The sequence below is a fragment of the Streptomyces brasiliensis genome (assembly GCF_014647875.1).
Lineage (GTDB): Bacteria > Actinomycetota > Actinomycetes > Streptomycetales > Streptomycetaceae > Streptomyces > Streptomyces brasiliensis.
The window spans coordinates 175,955-192,473 of record NZ_BMQA01000011.1; the positions used below are offsets into that span (position 1 = coordinate 175,955).

Annotated in this window: 13 protein-coding genes and 2 pseudogenes; 12 read left to right on the forward strand and 3 right to left on the reverse strand. The window is 71.7% G+C overall.

Going from position 1 to position 16,519, the window contains the following annotated elements:
* Nucleotides 1-30 precede the first annotated feature (30 nt).
* The 4 genes from hutU (at nt 31) to hutI (ending at nt 5,628) form a co-directional block, all read left to right on the forward strand.
* Complete coding sequence (hutU, locus tag IEZ19_RS19550; protein ID WP_189312501.1) at nt 31-1,695, forward strand: urocanate hydratase; 1,665 nt, start codon at nt 31-33, stop codon at nt 1,693-1,695.
* Between the two features lie 185 nt (nt 1,696-1,880).
* Nucleotides 1,881-3,080, forward strand: coding sequence for an allantoate amidohydrolase (locus IEZ19_RS19555; protein ID WP_189312502.1), 1,200 nt, complete (start codon nt 1,881-1,883; stop codon nt 3,078-3,080).
* A complete protein-coding gene (locus IEZ19_RS19560) occupies nt 3,077-4,420 on the forward strand; it encodes a formimidoylglutamate deiminase (RefSeq protein ID WP_189312503.1) in 1,344 nt (447 codons plus the stop codon). Before IEZ19_RS19555 ends, IEZ19_RS19560 begins: the two co-directional genes overlap by 4 nt.
* Nucleotides 4,421-4,452: 32 nt before the next feature.
* On the forward strand, nt 4,453-5,628 hold the full coding sequence (hutI, locus tag IEZ19_RS19565) for an imidazolonepropionase (RefSeq protein WP_189312504.1): 1,176 nt from the start codon (nt 4,453-4,455) through the stop codon (nt 5,626-5,628).
* Between the two features lie 108 nt (nt 5,629-5,736).
* Here hutI and IEZ19_RS19570 read toward each other — a convergent pair whose 3' ends face one another.
* Both IEZ19_RS19570 and IEZ19_RS19575 read right to left on the reverse strand, forming a co-directional pair.
* Nucleotides 5,737-7,272, reverse strand: a complete 1,536-nt coding sequence (locus tag IEZ19_RS19570) for a ricin-type beta-trefoil lectin domain protein (RefSeq protein WP_189312505.1) — start codon at nt 7,270-7,272, stop codon at nt 5,737-5,739.
* A gap of 226 nt (nt 7,273-7,498) precedes the next feature.
* Nucleotides 7,499-8,374, reverse strand: a complete 876-nt coding sequence (locus IEZ19_RS19575; protein WP_189312506.1) for an RNA polymerase sigma factor SigF — start codon at nt 8,372-8,374, stop codon at nt 7,499-7,501.
* A gap of 249 nt (nt 8,375-8,623) precedes the next feature.
* Here IEZ19_RS19575 and IEZ19_RS19580 point away from each other — a divergent pair, with 249 nt between their 5' ends.
* The 7 genes and pseudogenes from IEZ19_RS19580 (at nt 8,624) to IEZ19_RS19605 (ending at nt 13,758) form a co-directional block, all read left to right on the forward strand.
* Nucleotides 8,624-9,001, forward strand: a complete 378-nt coding sequence (locus IEZ19_RS19580) for an STAS domain-containing protein (protein ID WP_189312507.1) — start codon at nt 8,624-8,626, stop codon at nt 8,999-9,001.
* A 197-nt stretch (nt 9,002-9,198) separates the two neighbouring features.
* Nucleotides 9,199-9,645, forward strand: a complete 447-nt coding sequence (locus IEZ19_RS19585) for an ATP-binding protein (protein ID WP_189312508.1) — start codon at nt 9,199-9,201, stop codon at nt 9,643-9,645.
* A gap of 169 nt (nt 9,646-9,814) precedes the next feature.
* Nucleotides 9,815-10,501: pseudogene (locus IEZ19_RS19590) on the forward strand (LPXTG cell wall anchor domain-containing protein).
* Between the two features lie 322 nt (nt 10,502-10,823).
* Complete coding sequence (locus tag IEZ19_RS53075; protein ID WP_308428976.1) at nt 10,824-11,126, forward strand: hypothetical protein; 303 nt, start codon at nt 10,824-10,826, stop codon at nt 11,124-11,126.
* A 53-nt stretch (nt 11,127-11,179) separates the two neighbouring features.
* Nucleotides 11,180-11,380, forward strand: coding sequence for a hypothetical protein (locus IEZ19_RS53080; protein ID WP_308428977.1), 201 nt, complete (start codon nt 11,180-11,182; stop codon nt 11,378-11,380).
* Entirely contained in the window at nt 11,377-12,447 is a 1,071-nt protein-coding gene (locus IEZ19_RS19600) for a hypothetical protein (RefSeq protein ID WP_189312561.1), read from the forward strand. Before IEZ19_RS53080 ends, IEZ19_RS19600 begins: the two co-directional genes overlap by 4 nt.
* Nucleotides 12,448-12,449: 2 nt before the next feature.
* Nucleotides 12,450-13,758: pseudogene (locus IEZ19_RS19605) on the forward strand (hypothetical protein).
* A 78-nt stretch (nt 13,759-13,836) separates the two neighbouring features.
* Here the strand turns inward: IEZ19_RS19605 and IEZ19_RS19610 are convergent.
* Nucleotides 13,837-15,333 (reverse strand): oligopeptide:H+ symporter, encoded by a 1,497-nt coding sequence (locus tag IEZ19_RS19610; RefSeq protein WP_189312509.1) that lies wholly within the window; start codon nt 15,331-15,333, stop codon nt 13,837-13,839.
* Nucleotides 15,334-15,822: 489 nt separating this feature from the next.
* Here IEZ19_RS19610 and IEZ19_RS19615 point away from each other — a divergent pair, with 489 nt between their 5' ends.
* Nucleotides 15,823-16,500, forward strand: a complete 678-nt coding sequence (locus tag IEZ19_RS19615) for a response regulator transcription factor (protein ID WP_037628240.1) — start codon at nt 15,823-15,825, stop codon at nt 16,498-16,500.
* The last annotated feature ends 19 nt before the right edge of the window (nt 16,501-16,519 follow it).

The window sequence follows — 16,519 nt, forward strand, 5'->3', positions numbered from 1 at the left end:
CCTTGGGAGCAATCCGCCAGGAGGCAGACCATGTCAGGACCCCGCCCCGTACGAGCTCCCCGAGGTACGGAACTGAGCGCCCTGGGATGGCAGCAGGAGGCCGCCCTCCGGATGCTCCAGAACAACCTCGACCCCGAGGTCGCCGAGCACCCCGACAAGCTCGTCGTCTACGGCGGCACCGGCAAGGCCGCCCGCGACTGGCGCTCCTTCGACGCGATGGTGCGCACGCTTCGCACCCTCAAGCAGGACGAGACCATGCTCGTCCAGTCCGGTCGCCCGGTCGGCGTCATGCAGACCCACGAATGGGCCCCGCGCGTCCTCATCGCCAACTCCAACCTGGTCGGCGACTGGGCCAACTGGGAAGAGTTCCGCCGCCTGGAGGCCCTCGGCCTGACCATGTACGGCCAGATGACCGCCGGCTCCTGGATCTACATCGGCACCCAGGGCATCCTCCAGGGCACCTACGAGACCTTCGCCGCCGTCGCCGCGAAGAAGTTCAACGGCACGCTCGCCGGGACCATCACGCTGACCGCCGGCCTCGGTGGCATGGGCGGCGCCCAGCCGCTGGCCGTGACCATGAACGACGGCGTCGCCCTCTGTATCGACTGCGACCCGCGCGCCATCGAGCGCCGTATCGAGCACCGCTACCTGGACGTGAAGGCCGACAGCCTCGACCACGCACTCCAGCTGGCCGTCGAGGCCCGTGACGCCCGTCGCCCGCTGTCCATCGGCGTCCTCGGCAACGCCGCCGAGCTGGTGCCGCAGCTGCTCGCGATGAACGCGCCCATCGACATCGTCACCGACCAGACCTCGGCCCACGACCCGCTGTCGTACCTGCCGCTGGGTGTGGCCTTCGAGGACATGGCCGACGCCGCCGCCAAGGACCCGGCCGGGTTCACCACGCGTGCGCGTGAGTCCATGGCGAAGCACGTCGAGGCCATGGTCGGCTTCCAGGACGCCGACGCCGAGGTCTTCGACTACGGCAACTCGATCCGTGGCGAGGCCAAACTCGCCGGGTACGAGCGGGCGTTCGCCTTCCCCGGCTTCGTCCCCGCCTACATCCGGCCGCTGTTCAGCGAGGGCAAGGGCCCCTTCCGCTGGGCGGCGCTGTCCGGCGACCCGGCCGACATCGCCAAGACCGACAAGGCGATCCTCGAGCTCTTCCCGGAGAACGAGCCCCTGGCCCGCTGGATCAAGATGGCCAGTGAGCGCGTCCACTTCCAGGGCCTGCCCGCGCGTATCTGCTGGCTCGGGTACGGCGAGCGTGACAAGGCCGGCGAGCGGTTCAACGACATGGTGGCGAGCGGGGAGCTGGCGGCACCGTTGGCCATCGGGCGTGACCATCTCGACTGCGGGTCCGTCGCGTCGCCGTACCGGGAGACCGAGGCGATGCTGGACGGGTCCGACGCGATCGCCGACTGGCCGCTGCTGAATGCCATGGTGAACGTGGCGTCCGGTGCGTCGTGGGTGTCCATCCACCACGGCGGGGGCGTGGGCATGGGGCGGTCCATCCACGCGGGTCAGGTCACGGTGGCCGACGGGACGAAGCTCTCCGGGGAGAAGATCCGCCGGGTGCTGACGAATGACCCCGGGATGGGTGTCATTCGGCATGTGGACGCGGGGTACGACATCGCGGAGACCGTGGCGCAGGAGCGCGGGGTCCGGGTGCCGATGCGCGAGGGTGACGACGCGTGACGGTTCGTGAGGGCGGGCACGGTGACTCTCCGGTGCAGTCCGAGGTCTCGTCGCCGGGTGCGGGTCCGGCTGTGCCCACCCGCCCCCGGTCTCGGCTTCGCTCGACCGGGGGGACCCCCATCGCCCTGCGGAACGACTGCCCACAGCCCGTACGGCCCGAGCCTGTGGGCGGTTCCTTTCATGAGATGTGGCGTGAGTTGCTTCCCGTCGGGCGTGACTCCGGCTCAGGCGGCTACCGGCGCTACGCCTGGACAGGGGCCGATGCCGAGTGCCGGGCCTGGTTCGAGGAGCAGGCCGAAGCTCGTGGTCTGGTCCATGAAGTCGATCGGAACGGGAATCAGTGGGCCTGGCTCGGGGATCCCTCCCAGGGGGACGCCGTCGTCACCGGGTCGCATCTTGACTCCGTGCCCGATGGCGGTGCCTTCGACGGGCCCCTCGGGGTCGTGTCCTCCTTCGCCGCTCTTGATGAACTGCGTCGCAGGGGAGTGCAGTTCGCCAAGCCCCTCGGCATCGTCAACTTCGGTGACGAGGAAGGGGCCCGGTTCGGGCTCGCCTGTGTCGGGTCGCGGCTCGCCGGCGGGCAGTTGACCGTCGAGCAGGCCCATCGGCTCACCGACGGCGACGGCGTCACGCTGCCGCGGGCCATGGAGGCCGCCGGGTACGACCCCGACGGGATCGGGGCCGACCCCGAGCGGCTCGCCCGGATCGGTGCCTTCGTCGAACTGCACGTCGAGCAAGGGCGGGCCCTCGACCTCACCGGGGACGCGGTCGGTGTCGCCAGTGCCATCTGGCCGCACGGGCGGTGGCGGTTCGACTTCCGTGGGGAGGCCAACCATGCCGGGACGACCCGGCTGGTGGACCGGCACGACCCGATGCTGCCCTACGCCGAGACCGTGCTCGCCGCCCGCCGGGAGGCCCGGCTCGCCGGTGCCGTCGCCACCTTCGGCAAGATCGCCGTCGAGCCGAACGGCGTCAACGCCATCCCCTCCCTGGTGCGCGGCTGGCTCGACTCCCGTGCCGCCGATCAAGAGGCCCTGGACCGAGTGGTCGGCGCGGTCGAGAGCGCCGCGCGCGACTACGCCGCCGCCCATGGCGTCGACCTCGACGTCGTCCGGGAGTCCTTCACGCCCGTCGTGGAGTTCGACCACGCCCTGCGCGACGAACTCGCCCGCATCCTCGGCAAGGACACGGACCTGACGGTCCCCGTCCTGGAGACCGGTGCCGGACACGACGCCGGGATCCTCTCCACGAGCATCCCGACCGCCATGCTGTTCGTGCGCAACCCCACCGGAGTCTCGCACTCCCCGGCCGAGTTCGCGGCCGAGGACGACTGCCTGGCCGGGGTGCACGCGCTCACCGACGTACTGGAAGGGCTGGCCACGTGACGAAGCGGACGTACTGGCTGGAGCACGCCTGGCTCGACACCCACGTCGAACCGGGCGTGGCCGTGGACATGGACACGAGCGGCGGCCGGATCGCCGGCGTCCGCACCGGTGTCCCCGCTCCGCCGCCCGGCGCCGAGGTGCTGCGCGGACTCACCCTTCCCGGGCTCGCGAACGCGCACAGCCACGCCTTCCACCGCGCCCTGCGCGGCACCGTCCAGGTCGGCTCCGGCACCTTCTGGACCTGGCGCGAGGTCATGTACTCCGTCGCAGACCGGCTGACCCCGGAGACCTACCACGCCCTCGCCCGCGCGGTGTACGCGGAGATGGCGCTGGCGGGGATCACGGCCGTCGGCGAGTTCCACTACGTGCACCACGCGCCCGACGGCACCCCCTACGCCGACCCGAACGCCATGGGCGAGGCGCTCCTCGACGCCGCCGCCGAAGCCGGTATCCGCATCACCCTCCTCGACACCTGCTATCTGTCCTCCGGCTTCGGACAACCGCCCAACACCCACCAGCGCCGCTTCTCCGACGGGAGCGCGGAGGCCTGGGCCGAACGCTGTTCAGTTCTCAAGGACCGGGATCACGCACGGATCGGGGCCGCGATCCACTCCGTACGGGCCGTGCCCGCAGGCCAGTTGGCGACGGTGGCGCTGTGGGCCGAGGAGCGGCGGGCCCCGCTCCATGTGCACCTGTCCGAGCAGACCGCCGAGAACGACGCCTGCCGAGAGGCGCACGGCGTCACCCCCACCCGGCTCCTCGCCGACCACGGTGTCCTCGGGCCGCGGACCACCGGCGTGCACAACACGCACCTCACCGACGAGGACATCGCCCTGCTCGGCGGCTCCCGCACCGGCACCTGCATGTGCCCGACGACCGAGCGCGACCTGGCCGACGGCATCGGACCCGCCGTCGCCCTCCAGCGCGCGGGCTCCCCGCTGTCCCTCGGCTCCGACAGTCACGCCGTGACCGACCTGCTCGAAGAGGCACGCGCCATGGAGCTGAACGAGCGGCTGCGCACCCAGGCCCGGGGTCACTGGACGGCCGCGGCACTGCTGCGGGCCGCCACCGCCGACGGCCACGCCGCCCTCGGCTGGGACGAGGCGGGCACGATCGAGACCGGCGCGCTCGCCGACCTCACGACGATCGCGCTCGACTCGGTCAGAACAGCGGGGCCGCTGCCGCGCCTGGGCGCCGAGACGGCCGTATTCGCCGCGACGGCAGCGGACGTACGGCACACGATCGTCGCAGGCCGGCACGTCGTACGCGACGGGGCGCACACGCTCGTACCCGATGTGCCCCAAGCCCTGGCGCGGGCCGTCGAAGCCCTGCGCGCCTGACGCCCCCCGCAGCAGCCACCCACGAGGACGCCATGAGCAGCAGCACCGTCATCACCAACATCGCCACGCTGGTCACCAACGACCCCTCCCTGGGGGACAGCTCCCCCCTCGGTCTGATCCAGGACGCGGCCGTCGTCATCGACGGCGACCGCGTCGCGTGGACCGGTGAATCAAGCAAAGCACCCGCCACTGACAACCGGGTCGACGCGGGCGGCCGGGCGGTGCTGCCGGGCTTCGTCGACTCGCACTCGCACCTGGTCTTCGCGGGCGACCGCACCCAGGAGTTCAACGCCCGTATGTCGGGCCGCTCGTACAGCGCGGGCGGCATCCGCACGACGGTCGCGGCGACGCGCGCGGCGAGCGACGCGGACCTGGAGGCCAACCTCACCCGCTATCTCGCCGAGGCGCTGCGCCAGGGCACCACCACCTTCGAGACCAAGTCCGGCTACGGCCTGACCGTCGAGGACGAGGCCCGCGCCCTGCGCATCGCCGCCGCGCACACCGACGAGGTCACCTACCTCGGCGCCCACATCGTGTCGCCCGACTACGCCGACGACCCGGCGGCCTATGTCGCCCTCGTCACCGGCGAGATGCTGGACGCCTGTGCTCCGTACGCCCGTTGGATCGACGTCTTCTGCGAGAAGGGCGCCTTCGACGGTGACCAGGCCCGCGCGATCCTCACCGCGGGCAAGGCCAGGGGCCTGCACCCCCGCATCCACGCCAACCAGCTCTCCTGCGGCCCGGGCGTCCAGCTGGCCGTCGAGCTGGACGCGGCCAGCGCCGACCACTGCACCCACCTCACGGACGCGGACGTCGACGCGCTGGCGAGCGGCCGTACGGTCGCGACCCTGCTGCCCGGCGCCGAGTTCTCCACCCGCGCCGAGTGGCCGAACGCCCGCCGGCTCCTGGACGCGGGCGTCACCGTCGCCCTCTCCACCGACTGCAACCCGGGCTCGTCGTTCACGTCCTCCGTCCCGTTCTGCGTCGCGCTGGCGGTACGGGACATGGGCATGACGCCGGACGAGGCGGTCTGGTCGGCGACGGCGGGCGGTGCGGCGGCCCTGCGCCGTGACGACATCGGCCGCCTCACGCCGGGCGCGTACGCGGACCTGGCACTCCTGGACGCCCCGAGCCACGTCCACCTGGCCTACCGGCCGGGCGTTCCCCTGGTCACGGGCGTGTGGCGACGGGGCGTACGCGAGGTCTGAGCCACCTCCAGCCCCCGGCGGTGGTGCGATCGCCCCCCGGAGGACTGGTCAAGCCGCGTCGCCGGCTCCGCCGGGCGGGGCGCGGTCGCGCGGCTTCTGGAGGACCGGTCAGGCCGCGCCTGCCCGCCACTGCTGCCGCGCCCCGCCGTCCAGCGGCTCCAGCGCCACCCCGTCGCCGCCCCCGTCCGGCGTCACCCCCGTCCCGATGGCGATCGCCGGCCGGATCACGCCGCCGGAGCCGACGGTGAAGCGCAGGTTCTGGCCGTTGCGGCCGTCCACCGAGGCGCACTCCCAGATGCCGACACCCCGGTCCACGGCGCCGCGGCTGTCCAGGCAGAAGTCGGGGTCGGCGGCGGACCGGAGGACGCCGCGGTCGGTGTCCACGCGCCAGCGCTGGGTGGGAGAGGAGGAGCAGGAGGCTGTGATCACGTCCGTGCCCTTCGCGAAGTCGCCGTCGCGGACGTCCAGGCAGCGGCCCGTGGCAACGTTCACCACTTGGGCGTAGGAGCCGCCCGGGGGCCGGGGCGCCGGCTTCGGGGTGGGCGTCGGCTTCGGCGGCGCCGACGTCCGCGGCGGGTGGGACGTACGGGTCGGTGAGGGTGAGGGCGAGGGGGACGCGGTGGACGGGGACGGGGACGGGGAGACGGTCGCCGTCGTCGTCACCGTGACCGGCGGGCTCGAGGGCAGTACGGTCGCGGCCGCCGATCCCGGTCCGGACGAGCCGGGCCGGGTCAGCAGGAACACCAGCAGCGGGGCCAGGGCCACGCCCAGCGCCGCCGAGGCCAGCACCAGCCGGCGGGACGGCGGCCAACTCCGGTGCGCCGTACGGGACTCGGGGACGGTGACGGCGCCCTCGTCGCGAACGTACGCCGTGCCGCTCCACGGCAGCAACCCCTCGGCCAGCACCGTGCGGGGGTCGTCCCGCAGGGCGGTGAGGTCCTCGTACGCGCCCGTGCAGTGCGGGCAGTGCCCCATGTGGGCCTGCAGGTCGGGGCTGTAGCGGGGGTTGCCGGGCCGGACCGACTCCTCGATCAGCCGGCGGAAGTCGCCGCAGCGCGGGTCGTCGGAGGCGGCGAGCCGGGAGCGGAGGACGGCCTGCGCCATGGCCTGGAGGGCCTGCGGGGTGCCGTACGTCACGTCCTCGCGGGTCAGGCCGAGGAAGACGGCGGTGCGCTCGGCCGGTTCGCGTTCCACCACGCCGTACCGGATGAGGCCCTGGGTGCGGGAGGGCAGCGTACGGAACGCCGGGAGCAGGGGCGGGGGCGGGCCGCCGGGGTTGCCGGACGAGTTCAGGACCAGGAGCAGACCGGGGTCCACCCCCGCGACGCGCTCGTCCGCGGCCCAGGTCGCGGCCGATCGGGCCGTCAGCAGCAGGAGTTGGTGACGCAGCGGGACGCGCGGTTCGACGCCGCGTGCCGTCTCGCGGGCGGCGGTCGTGTGGGTCTGAGCCGCCAGCTGCCGTGCCGCCGACTCGGTCGCCGTGCACAGCCGTGCGTAGTCGAGGACCCTCGAGTGATGGCGCACGCGCAGTTCCCGCAGGGCCGGGTACGCGGTCGCGGTGCTGGTGCGCAGCAGCTCCGTCAGCCGCGCGTCCGAGGCCCGCGCGTTGTCGCCGCCGCCCTCGGCCAGGTCGCCCTGAGCCATTCCCGAGCCTCCTCGCACCCGCCGCGGCCGTCCGTCCGCGCTCCCGCTTCCGACCTACCGGCCGGTTCGGGGTGCCCATAGTGATGGAGGGAGACCCGTCGGGAAAGACGTTTCCCGGGGTAACCCACGGGACTCGTGGCACGGCGCGGAGAGGTGAGAGCGGTCCGGCACCGTCTGCCGGACCGCTCACCAAGTCTCCTGGCGGAGGCGGGGGTCGTCCCGGGCCTCACTCCTCCAGCGTCAGCCCCCTGCGCAGCCGCACCAGCGTGCGGGACAGCAGGCGCGACACGTGCATCTGCGAGATGCCCAGCTCGTCGCCGATCTCGGACTGGGTCATGCCCGCCACGAACCGCAGGGAGAGGATCTTCCGGTCCCGGGACGGGAGTTCGGCGATCAGCGGCTTCAACGACTCGACGTACTCGATGCCTTCGAGTCCGTGGTCCTCGTAGCCGATGCGGTCCGCCAGCGCGCCCTCGGTGTCGTCCTCCTCGGGCTGGGCGTCCAGCGACGCCGCGGTGTACGCGTTCGACGCGGCCATGCCCTCGACCACCTCGTCGTTGGACAGGCCAAGACGTTCGGCGAGTTCCGGCACCGTAGGTGCGCGGTCCAGCTTCTGCGCCAGTTCGTCACCGGCCTTGGCCAGGTCGAGGCGCAGCTCCTGCAGCCGGCGCGGTACGCGCACGGACCAGGAGGTGTCGCGGAAGAAGCGCTTGATCTCGCCGATGATGGTCGGCATGGCGAAGGTGGGGAACTCCACACCGCGGGACAGCTCGAAGCGGTCGATCGCCTTGATCAGGCCGATCGTGCCGACCTGGATGATGTCCTCCATCGGTTCGCTGCGGGAGCGGAAGCGGGAGGCGGCGAACTTGACCAGCGCCAGGTTGAGCTCGACGAGGGTGTTGCGCACGTACGCGTGCTCGTGGGTGCCTTCCTCGAGCGACTCGAGCCGCGCGAAGAGGGTCTTGGACAGAGCCCGCGCGTCGACGGCGTCGACCTCGTCGTACGGGGGGATCTCGGGGAGCCCCTCGATGGGATCCAGTTGTTCCGGTGGGGGTGTCGACGTCGCGTTGTGGGTAGGCGATGCGTCGAGCCGGGGTGACATGGTGTCCTCCATCGTTCTCGGCATAAGGCTGCCGAAGCCATGCGTGCACTGCGGTGTGCGGCGCCTCCAAAGCCGGCCGTGTCGGTTTCTTGTCCCTACTAGCCCTACCCGCTTCACCAAGTCCGTCGCAAGTGCGTTCTGTGGCTATATGTCCGATTCTGGGCGGTTGTTCGGCTGTCGGAGTGCGTACGGAAGGCGTAGTGTTCGAGGGCATCAGTCAGCAGCCACGACCTCGGGAGAGAGAGACGCATGGACCGCGGGACGGTCGGCAGCGCACAGTCGGGCCGGCTTCTGGTGGAGGTGCGGGAAGAGGGCTCCAGCGCCGTGGTGACACCGGCGGGTGAGCTCGATCACCACACCGCCGATCTGTTGCGCGAACCGCTCGACGCTCTCCTCGCGAAGGGGTTCTCGCGACTCGTCGTGGACTGTTCACGGCTCGAGTTCTGTGACTCCACGGGGCTGAATGTGCTTCTCGGCACACGCCTGAAGGCGGAGGCCGCCGGTGGCGGGGTGCATCTGGCGGGGATGCTCCCCGTGGTGGCCCGTGTGTTCGAAATCACAGGTGCGGGGGCGGTCTTCACCGTCCACGACTCCGTCGAGGACGCCCTGGCCGACGAGGCCGGATAAGCCCGCGCCGCGCCCCGGCCACATCGCCGCACAAGGGGGTGTTCCGCCGGATCCGCCGGGCAGGAGACAACCTGAGCCCGTCGGCCTCCACAGCCCCGGGTGAACCACGAACGACCTGCGTACGACGTACGTACCGACCTGTACTGACGTACTGACTACTGAATCGCGAACCGGCGGATCGGTGAGGTGAAGCGCTGATGGGCACCGAGGGGGCGACGGCCGTGCCGTCGGAGGGGCGGCAGGTCCGCAGGCTGCGCCTCGACGGCGAGAGCGGGGTCGTACCGCTCGCCCGCGACTTCACCCGTCAGGCGCTGTACGCCTGGGGCTGGCTGCCCGCCGCCACCGCCGACCAGCGGGCCGCCGCCGAGGATGTGCTGCTCGTCGTCTCCGAGCTGGTCACCAACGCCTGTCTGCACGCCGAGGGGCCCGACGCGCTGTTCCTGTCCTGCGACAACAAGGTGATCCGTATCGAGGTCTCCGACCGCGGCACCGGCCAGCCCGCCCCGCGCACCCCGCACCGCGCCGGGCGCCCCGGCGGTCACGGGATGTTCATCGTGCAGCGGCTGTGCCTGGACTGGGGGGTCGTGCGCACTCCCGGTGTCTCGGGCAAGACGGTCTGGGCGGAGCTGGGAGCCCCGGCCTAGCGCCATCATTCCAGCTCTGGTTACCCGCGGTCACCCTCTCCACTCGAACCCCTGCACGCGCACGTCGGATCGTCACAACTTCGGGCGTGCTCCGTGTCTTCCCTCCTCACGGCCCCGGGCGTACCTTGACGGCCGATCTGATGTGCCGTCAGGAATGAGGTGGACCGCCGTGTCGTACCCGAAGCGAACCGCCGCGCTCGCGTCCGCCGCCGCGCTGGCCGGCTCGGCGGTGCTGCTGGCCGCGCCGGCGGCCCATGCCGAGGTCGTCGACCTCAACTACCACTGCAAGACTCCGATCGGGGACAAGAGCGCGGTGTCGCCCATCGACATCAAGGGCGTGAAGAGCGGCAACGGTTACAAGATCACCATGTCCTGACAGAAGGGCGTCTCGTCCAGCCCGGTCGAGCTGGGCAAGGGCGCGATGAACCCGAGCGCGACCATCAAGCTCGGCGGAGCGGACGGCGGCACGATGAACGTGACGGGTCCGCCCAACCAGGCCGCGATCCCCGCCAACACCCCGATCAGGATCAGCGACTTGAGCGGCACGTACACCCCGAAGAAGTCGGGCAAGGTCACCTTCACCGCGGACGTCCTCACCATCAAGGCGCTCGGCACGACGACGACCTGCACCCCGGCCGACGATCCCAAGCCCTCGCTGACTCTCGACGTGACCGCGGCGGGCGGCGGCGCGAGCGGATCGACCTCGCAGAGCGGCACCGACTCCGGCGGACAGCTTCCGCAGACCGGCCCGGCGGACTCGGCCATCGCCCTCGGCACGCTCGGCGGAACGGTCCTGCTCGCGGGCGCTGCGGGCGCGCTGTGGCTGACGCGACGGAACCAGCCCGTACGCCGCTGAGTGTCCGGGCCCGACCGCTGGAGCCGCCGATGCCGTCCGTCGCCCGAGTCCTGAGCCCGCCGTGTCTCTCTGCTGCTCCTGCTGGGCGCCGCCCCGGCCGCGGCCGGGGCCGAGGGCTGGTCGCTCGCGCCGTCCGGCGGCGGCCGCCCGTCGTTCTACGCCGAGGGCGTGCCCGGGTCCGTCCTGCAGGACACGGTGCCCGTGACCAACCGAAGCGGAAAGCCCGTCACGGCACGGCTGCGCAGGGACCGGCGTCCGGGTCACCTTCGCCGGCACCTCGATCCGCGTCCCCGCCCGCACGCGCGCCGACGTCCCCTTCACGGTGGCCCTCCCCGACGGTGCCGGGCCCGGCGACCGCCCCGGCACGATCACGGCCCGCGACACCGATGGCCGTACGCACACCCTCCGGGTCCGGCTGCGGGTCGGCGGCCCCCGGCTGTCCGCGCTGACGGTCGAACACGTCGCCGTGCACGGCGACCGCATCGCGTACGAGCTGGTCAACCGCGGTACGACCGTCCTCGTGCCGCGGCTCGCCGTGCACGCGGACGGTGTCTTCGGGCCGGTCCTGGACCGCGCCCCGCGCACCCTGCCGGTCCGGCTGCCCCCGGCCGCCGGCTCCGCCTGAGCGAGCCCTGGCCCGGCCGGCCCTCTCTGGACGCGGTCGACGTACGGCTGACCGTGACCGCGGCGGGCGGTGCGCACGGCACGGCGGGGACGTCGGTGCGGTTCGTGCCATGGGTCGCGGTGGGTGCGGGGCTCGCCGTGGCGGCGGGCACGGCCGCGGCGGTCGTCGTCGTACGGCTGCGCAGGCGTCGTACGGCCGATGCCGCGGTCGAACGACCGGACAAGGAAGTCGAGTTGACGGGAGCGGTGACCTGAGCGGCAAGCTGCGGATCACGGTGCTGGTGGCAGCCCTCGCGCTGCTCCTGGCGCCGCTCGCGGGCACGGCGTCGGCGGCCGCCCGGCCCACCGTCGAGCTGTCGAAGTCCGAGGCGGGGACCGGCGGTTCGATCACCGTGCGCGGCGCCGGCTGGCGGCCGCACACCCTGCTGATGATGCTGATCTGCGGCCGGGCCACCCCGTCCCGGGGCGTGATCGGCGGCACCAACTCCTGTGCCAACGGTGACGGCAGGGCCGTCACCACCGATGCGGACGGGAGCTTCCACCGGCAACTCCCCGTCGCCGAACCGCCGGTGCCCTGCCCCTGTGTCGTCCACGTGGCCACCGTCACCGGTGCCAGGGCCGACGCGGACGCCGTCTTCCAGGTCGCGGGGCACGCGGTGAAGCCGCTGCCCGCCGAATCCGCCGACGGCCGCCTGTCCGTCCTCAGCGACACCCGGCTCACCGGCTCCAGCGGACTGCTCACCTGGTTCGGCGCGCCGCCGTCCCGCAGCCCGGTCTTCACGGTCGGCAACGTGGGCACCTCCACCGTCCACAACCCCGTCTTCCGGATCGGCACCGGGCACGGCGTGTTCGCCCCGCAGTGGGACGACCAGCAGTGGCGCGGCACCCTCGAGCCCGGTCGGAAGACGCAGATCAAGCTGCCGGTGGAACTGGCTGCGGGGGCGCACGGGGACTACACCGTCTCGCTGGGATACGGCGGCAAGGTGCTCGCCGAGCAGCCGTGGGGCGTGGGCCGGCCCTGGGGCGTGACGCTGTTCTGGATCCTGCTCTGCCTGGTGGTACCGGCCGCGGTCTTCCGCGCCGGGATGGTGGTGGTGGACCGCGTACGACCGCGCGGGGCTTCGGGCGCCAGGCACCGAGGGCTGCCCCGACTCACGCTCGAATTCCCGAAGTTCCGCAGGTCGGAGGCCCCTCCGCCTCCGACCTCGACCCTGCCGTGGTTCACCCCGGACAGCGATCCGGGCACGGCCGGTCGGCTCTCCGCACCGCACGACGACAGCCCGACGAGCCCTACGACTCCCAGCAGGAAGGGACCCACGTGAGCATGCGAAGGAGAGTCACACCGACCGGCGGACGCAGAGCGGGCGCGGCTGCGGCCGCACTGGTACTCGGCGGGGCGGGCGTCCTGCTGGGGGTGGCCGCGGTGCCTGCGCAGGCGGCCGAGGTGTCGTTCGCCACGCACTGCGTGCCGCCCGCGGGCATCGAGCCCGTCGACGGCACCACCACGGTCGCGGTCACCGCGCCGGTCCGCGGCCAAGGTGGGCGACACGGTCGACGTCGTGTGGACGTTCGTGCAGGCCGCGTCCAAGAACCCCGACATCATCGACCTGCCCGCCAACTCGGTCCAGCCGTCCGGAGTCCTCAAGGCGACCGGCGCGCAGACCGGTGACATCGCGATGCAGGGGCCGCGGGAGAACCCGGCGATCCCCAAGGGCGCCGCCATGGTGCTGTCCGCGATGAAGGGCTCGGTGAAGCTGACGACGCCGGGGGAGCTGACGCTCACTCCGGACGCGTACACCGTCAACGCCATGTCGACGGACACGAAGTGCACGCCGACGGAGACGGTGCAGAAGGCGGCGACGATCCAGGTGACGCCGGGGGACGGCGGTACGCCGAGCACGATCCCGGATCCGAGCGGCTCGGCCTCACCGTCGCCACCGCCGTCGGCCGACCCCGGCGCGTCCACGTCGCCCTCCGCCTCCGGGGGCGGCGACACCGGCCGGACGGACTTCACCGGCAAGGAGGTCCAGGTGCCGTACGCCTGCAAGACGCCGATCGGCGACAAGAGCGCGACCTCGCCGGTGCAGATCGGTGCGAAGAAGAGCGGCGGGAGTTACGACCTCACCGTGCAGTTCAAGAAGTCGGTGATGGACAGCCCGGCCGACATCCCCGAGGACTCCGTGAAGCCGTCGATGGAGGTGGTGCTGGGCGGCGCCGACAAGGGCACGGTGCATGTGGAGGGGCCGACGAACGCGAACGACATCAAGTCGGGCGACCCGATCGAGATCCCCGACCTGACCGGCACGTACAAGCCGGGCGCGAGCGGCACGTCGACGCTGTCCCCGGGTGTCCTCACGGTCAAGGCCCTGGGCACGACGACCACGTGCACCCCGGAGAAGACGGAGGTCTCCCTGACCCTCGACACCACACAGCAGCCGGGCGGCGCGTCGGGCGGCACATCGACCTCGGGCGGCACATCGACGGGCGGCACGGACGGCTCCGCATCGGGCGGCCTGGCAGCAACGGGCGCGAACGACCACGCGGCCCTGAAGGCCCTGGGCCTGGTGGCCGGCACGACGATCCTGCTGGGTGCGGCGGTATTCACATTCCTGCCGGGAAGGCGGACACGCTGACCCTGGTGTGTCGGCACAGGCGAACGGGGGCCATCGCATCCCGACGATGCGATGGCCCCCGCTCGGCCAGGACGTGCGTCAGCGGACGTCGCCCATGAGTTCCTTGACCTTGTTGCGGTACATCCACACCGCCACACCGGCCAGCACGGCGAGCACCGCCTGCATGGCCACGATGCCCGTCTTGTTCAGGTCGACGCCGGCGATGGAGAGCAGACCGGTCGTGGCGTCACCGGCGGTGACGGCCAGGAACCAGACGCCCATCATCTGGGAGGCATACTTCGCCGGTGCCATCTTCGTGGTGACCGACAGGCCGACCGGGGAGAGCAGAAGCTCACCGACGGTCTGCACGAAGTAGATCCCGACCAGCCACATCGCCGCCGCCTTGTGACCGCCGTCGGCGATCGACAACGGGGCGAGGAAGAGGAAGAACGAGGCGCCGATCAGCACCAGACCGCCCGCGAACTTCACCGCGGTGCTGGGCTCCTTGCCGCGCCGGGCGAGCGCCAGCCACGCCCAGGCGAAGACCGGCGCCAACGCCATGATCATGACCGGGTTCACGGACTGGTACCAGGAGACCGGGAAATTCCAGCCGAAGATCGTGTTCTTCGCCGAGGAGTCGGCGAACAGGGACACCGTCGAGCCACCCTGGTCGTAGATCATCCAGAACACGGCCGCGGCGACGAAGAACCAGATGTAAGCGCTCATCTTGGACTGCTCGGCGCGGTTCAGGTCCTTGTCCCGCTTGATGCGGGCGATGACCACGACCGGGATCAGCAGACCGGCGATGGTGATCGGGACCAGCAGCCAGTTCAGCGTGTAGACGCCGGAGAAGCCGATGACGGCGTAGAAGACGACCGCAACGGCGGCCCACAGGCCGGCCTTGGTCAGGGTGGCCTTCTTCTCCGCGGCGGTCAGCGGGGTGGGCACGATGTCCGAACGCGAGCTCAGGTGGCGGGTACCGAGCAGGAACTGGGCCAGACCCAGCGCCATGCCGAGCGCGGCGAGCGCGAAGCCCAGGTGCCAGTTGTAGTTCTCGCCGACGGTGCCGATGATCAGCGGCGCGGCGAAGGCGCCCAGGTTGATGCCGATGTAGAAGAGCGTGAAACCACCGTCACGGCGCGGGTCGTCCGGACCGTTGTAGAGGTGGCCGACCATCGTGGAGATGTTGGCCTTCAGCAGACCGGAGCCGATCGCGACCAGGCCGAGCCCCGCGAAGAACGTACCGGCGCTGGGCAGAGCCAGCGTCAGGTGGCCGAGCATGATGATCGCGCCCGCGACGGCGACCGTCTTGCGGGGGCCGAGGACGCGGTCCGCGAACCAGCCGCCCGGCAGGGCCAGCAGGTACACGAGGGACAGGTACACCGAGTAGATCGCGGTCGCCGTGGCCGCGTTCATGTGCAGGCCGCCCGGTGCCACCAGGTACAGCGGGAGCAGGGCCTTCATGCCGTAGTAGGAGAATCGCTCCCACATCTCGGTCATGAAGAGAGTGGCCAGTCCGCGGGGGTGGCCGAAGAAGGTCTTCTCGGAACCGGGGGTGCCCGGTCGGACCGAGTCCTTCGTCAGGCTGGACGCCATGGTCGTTCCTTGCTGGTCGGGACGCGCGTGGAGCGTTGCGCGCCCGTGGGGGGAGGGGCCGGCACCGGCGGGGTCGGTACGTCCACCCCACGCCCGGAGGGAGCCCGCCCCGGATCGCGGGGCGGCGGACGGCGACCACCGGGATCCACGCCCCGCGACGCGACGGTGCGTCGGGAGCCCGGCCAGAGGTCATTCCTTTCAAGGCCGGCACGGGCCGGCCCGCACACGAAAGAGACCTTCAGCGTGGATCGACGCGGAAGGTCACCGGTGTACTACAGGCGCTCAGGTCACCATACGGCAGGACACTGCCGGATATGAAAGGACTTGAGACACGGATCACAGGTGTCGGCGGAACCTCAGGACCGGTTTCGAAGGTCTCTCCTACCATCGCACCTCTCGCCCATAGGTTCGTACTACTGTGCCCCAAGGTAAGAATCCCTGGTCGCGATCACACCCCAGCTCCGCGCGCGGGCGGTCTACCATCACCTCATGACCCGTGTACTGCTCGCCGAGGACGACGCTTCCATCTCGGAGCCGCTGGCCCGCGCCCTGCGCCGGGAGGGTTACGAGGTCGAAGTGCGCGAGGACGGACCCACCGCACTCGACGCCGGAATGCAGGGCGGCGTCGATCTGGTCGTGCTGGACCTGGGGCTGCCCGGCATGGACGGCCTGGAGGTCGCCCGCCGGCTGCGTGCCGAGGGGCACACCGTGCCGATCCTCATCCTGACCGCGCGCGCCGACGAGGTGGACACCGTCGTCGGCCTCGACGCGGGCGCCGACGACTACGTCACCAAGCCGTTCCGGCTCGCCGAACTCCTGGCCCGGGTCCGGGCCCTGCTCCGGCGCGGCTCCGCCGAGCCCCAGCAGCCCCCGGCCACGCACGGCGTGCGCATCGACGTCGAGTCGCATCGCGCGTGGATGGGCGACGAGGAACTCCAGCTCACGGCGAAGGAGTTCGACCTGCTGCGGGTGCTCGTGCGCGACGCCGGCCGTGTTGTGACGCGGGACCAGCTGATGCGCGAGGTGTGGGACACCACGTGGTGGTCGTCCACCAAGACGCTCGACATGCACATCTCCTGGCTCCGCAAGAAGCTCGGCGACGACGCGGCGAACCCCCGCTACATCGCGACGGTGCGGGGAGTCGGCTTCCGGTTCGAGAAGAGCTAGGCGCCGCGGGGGCTGGCGC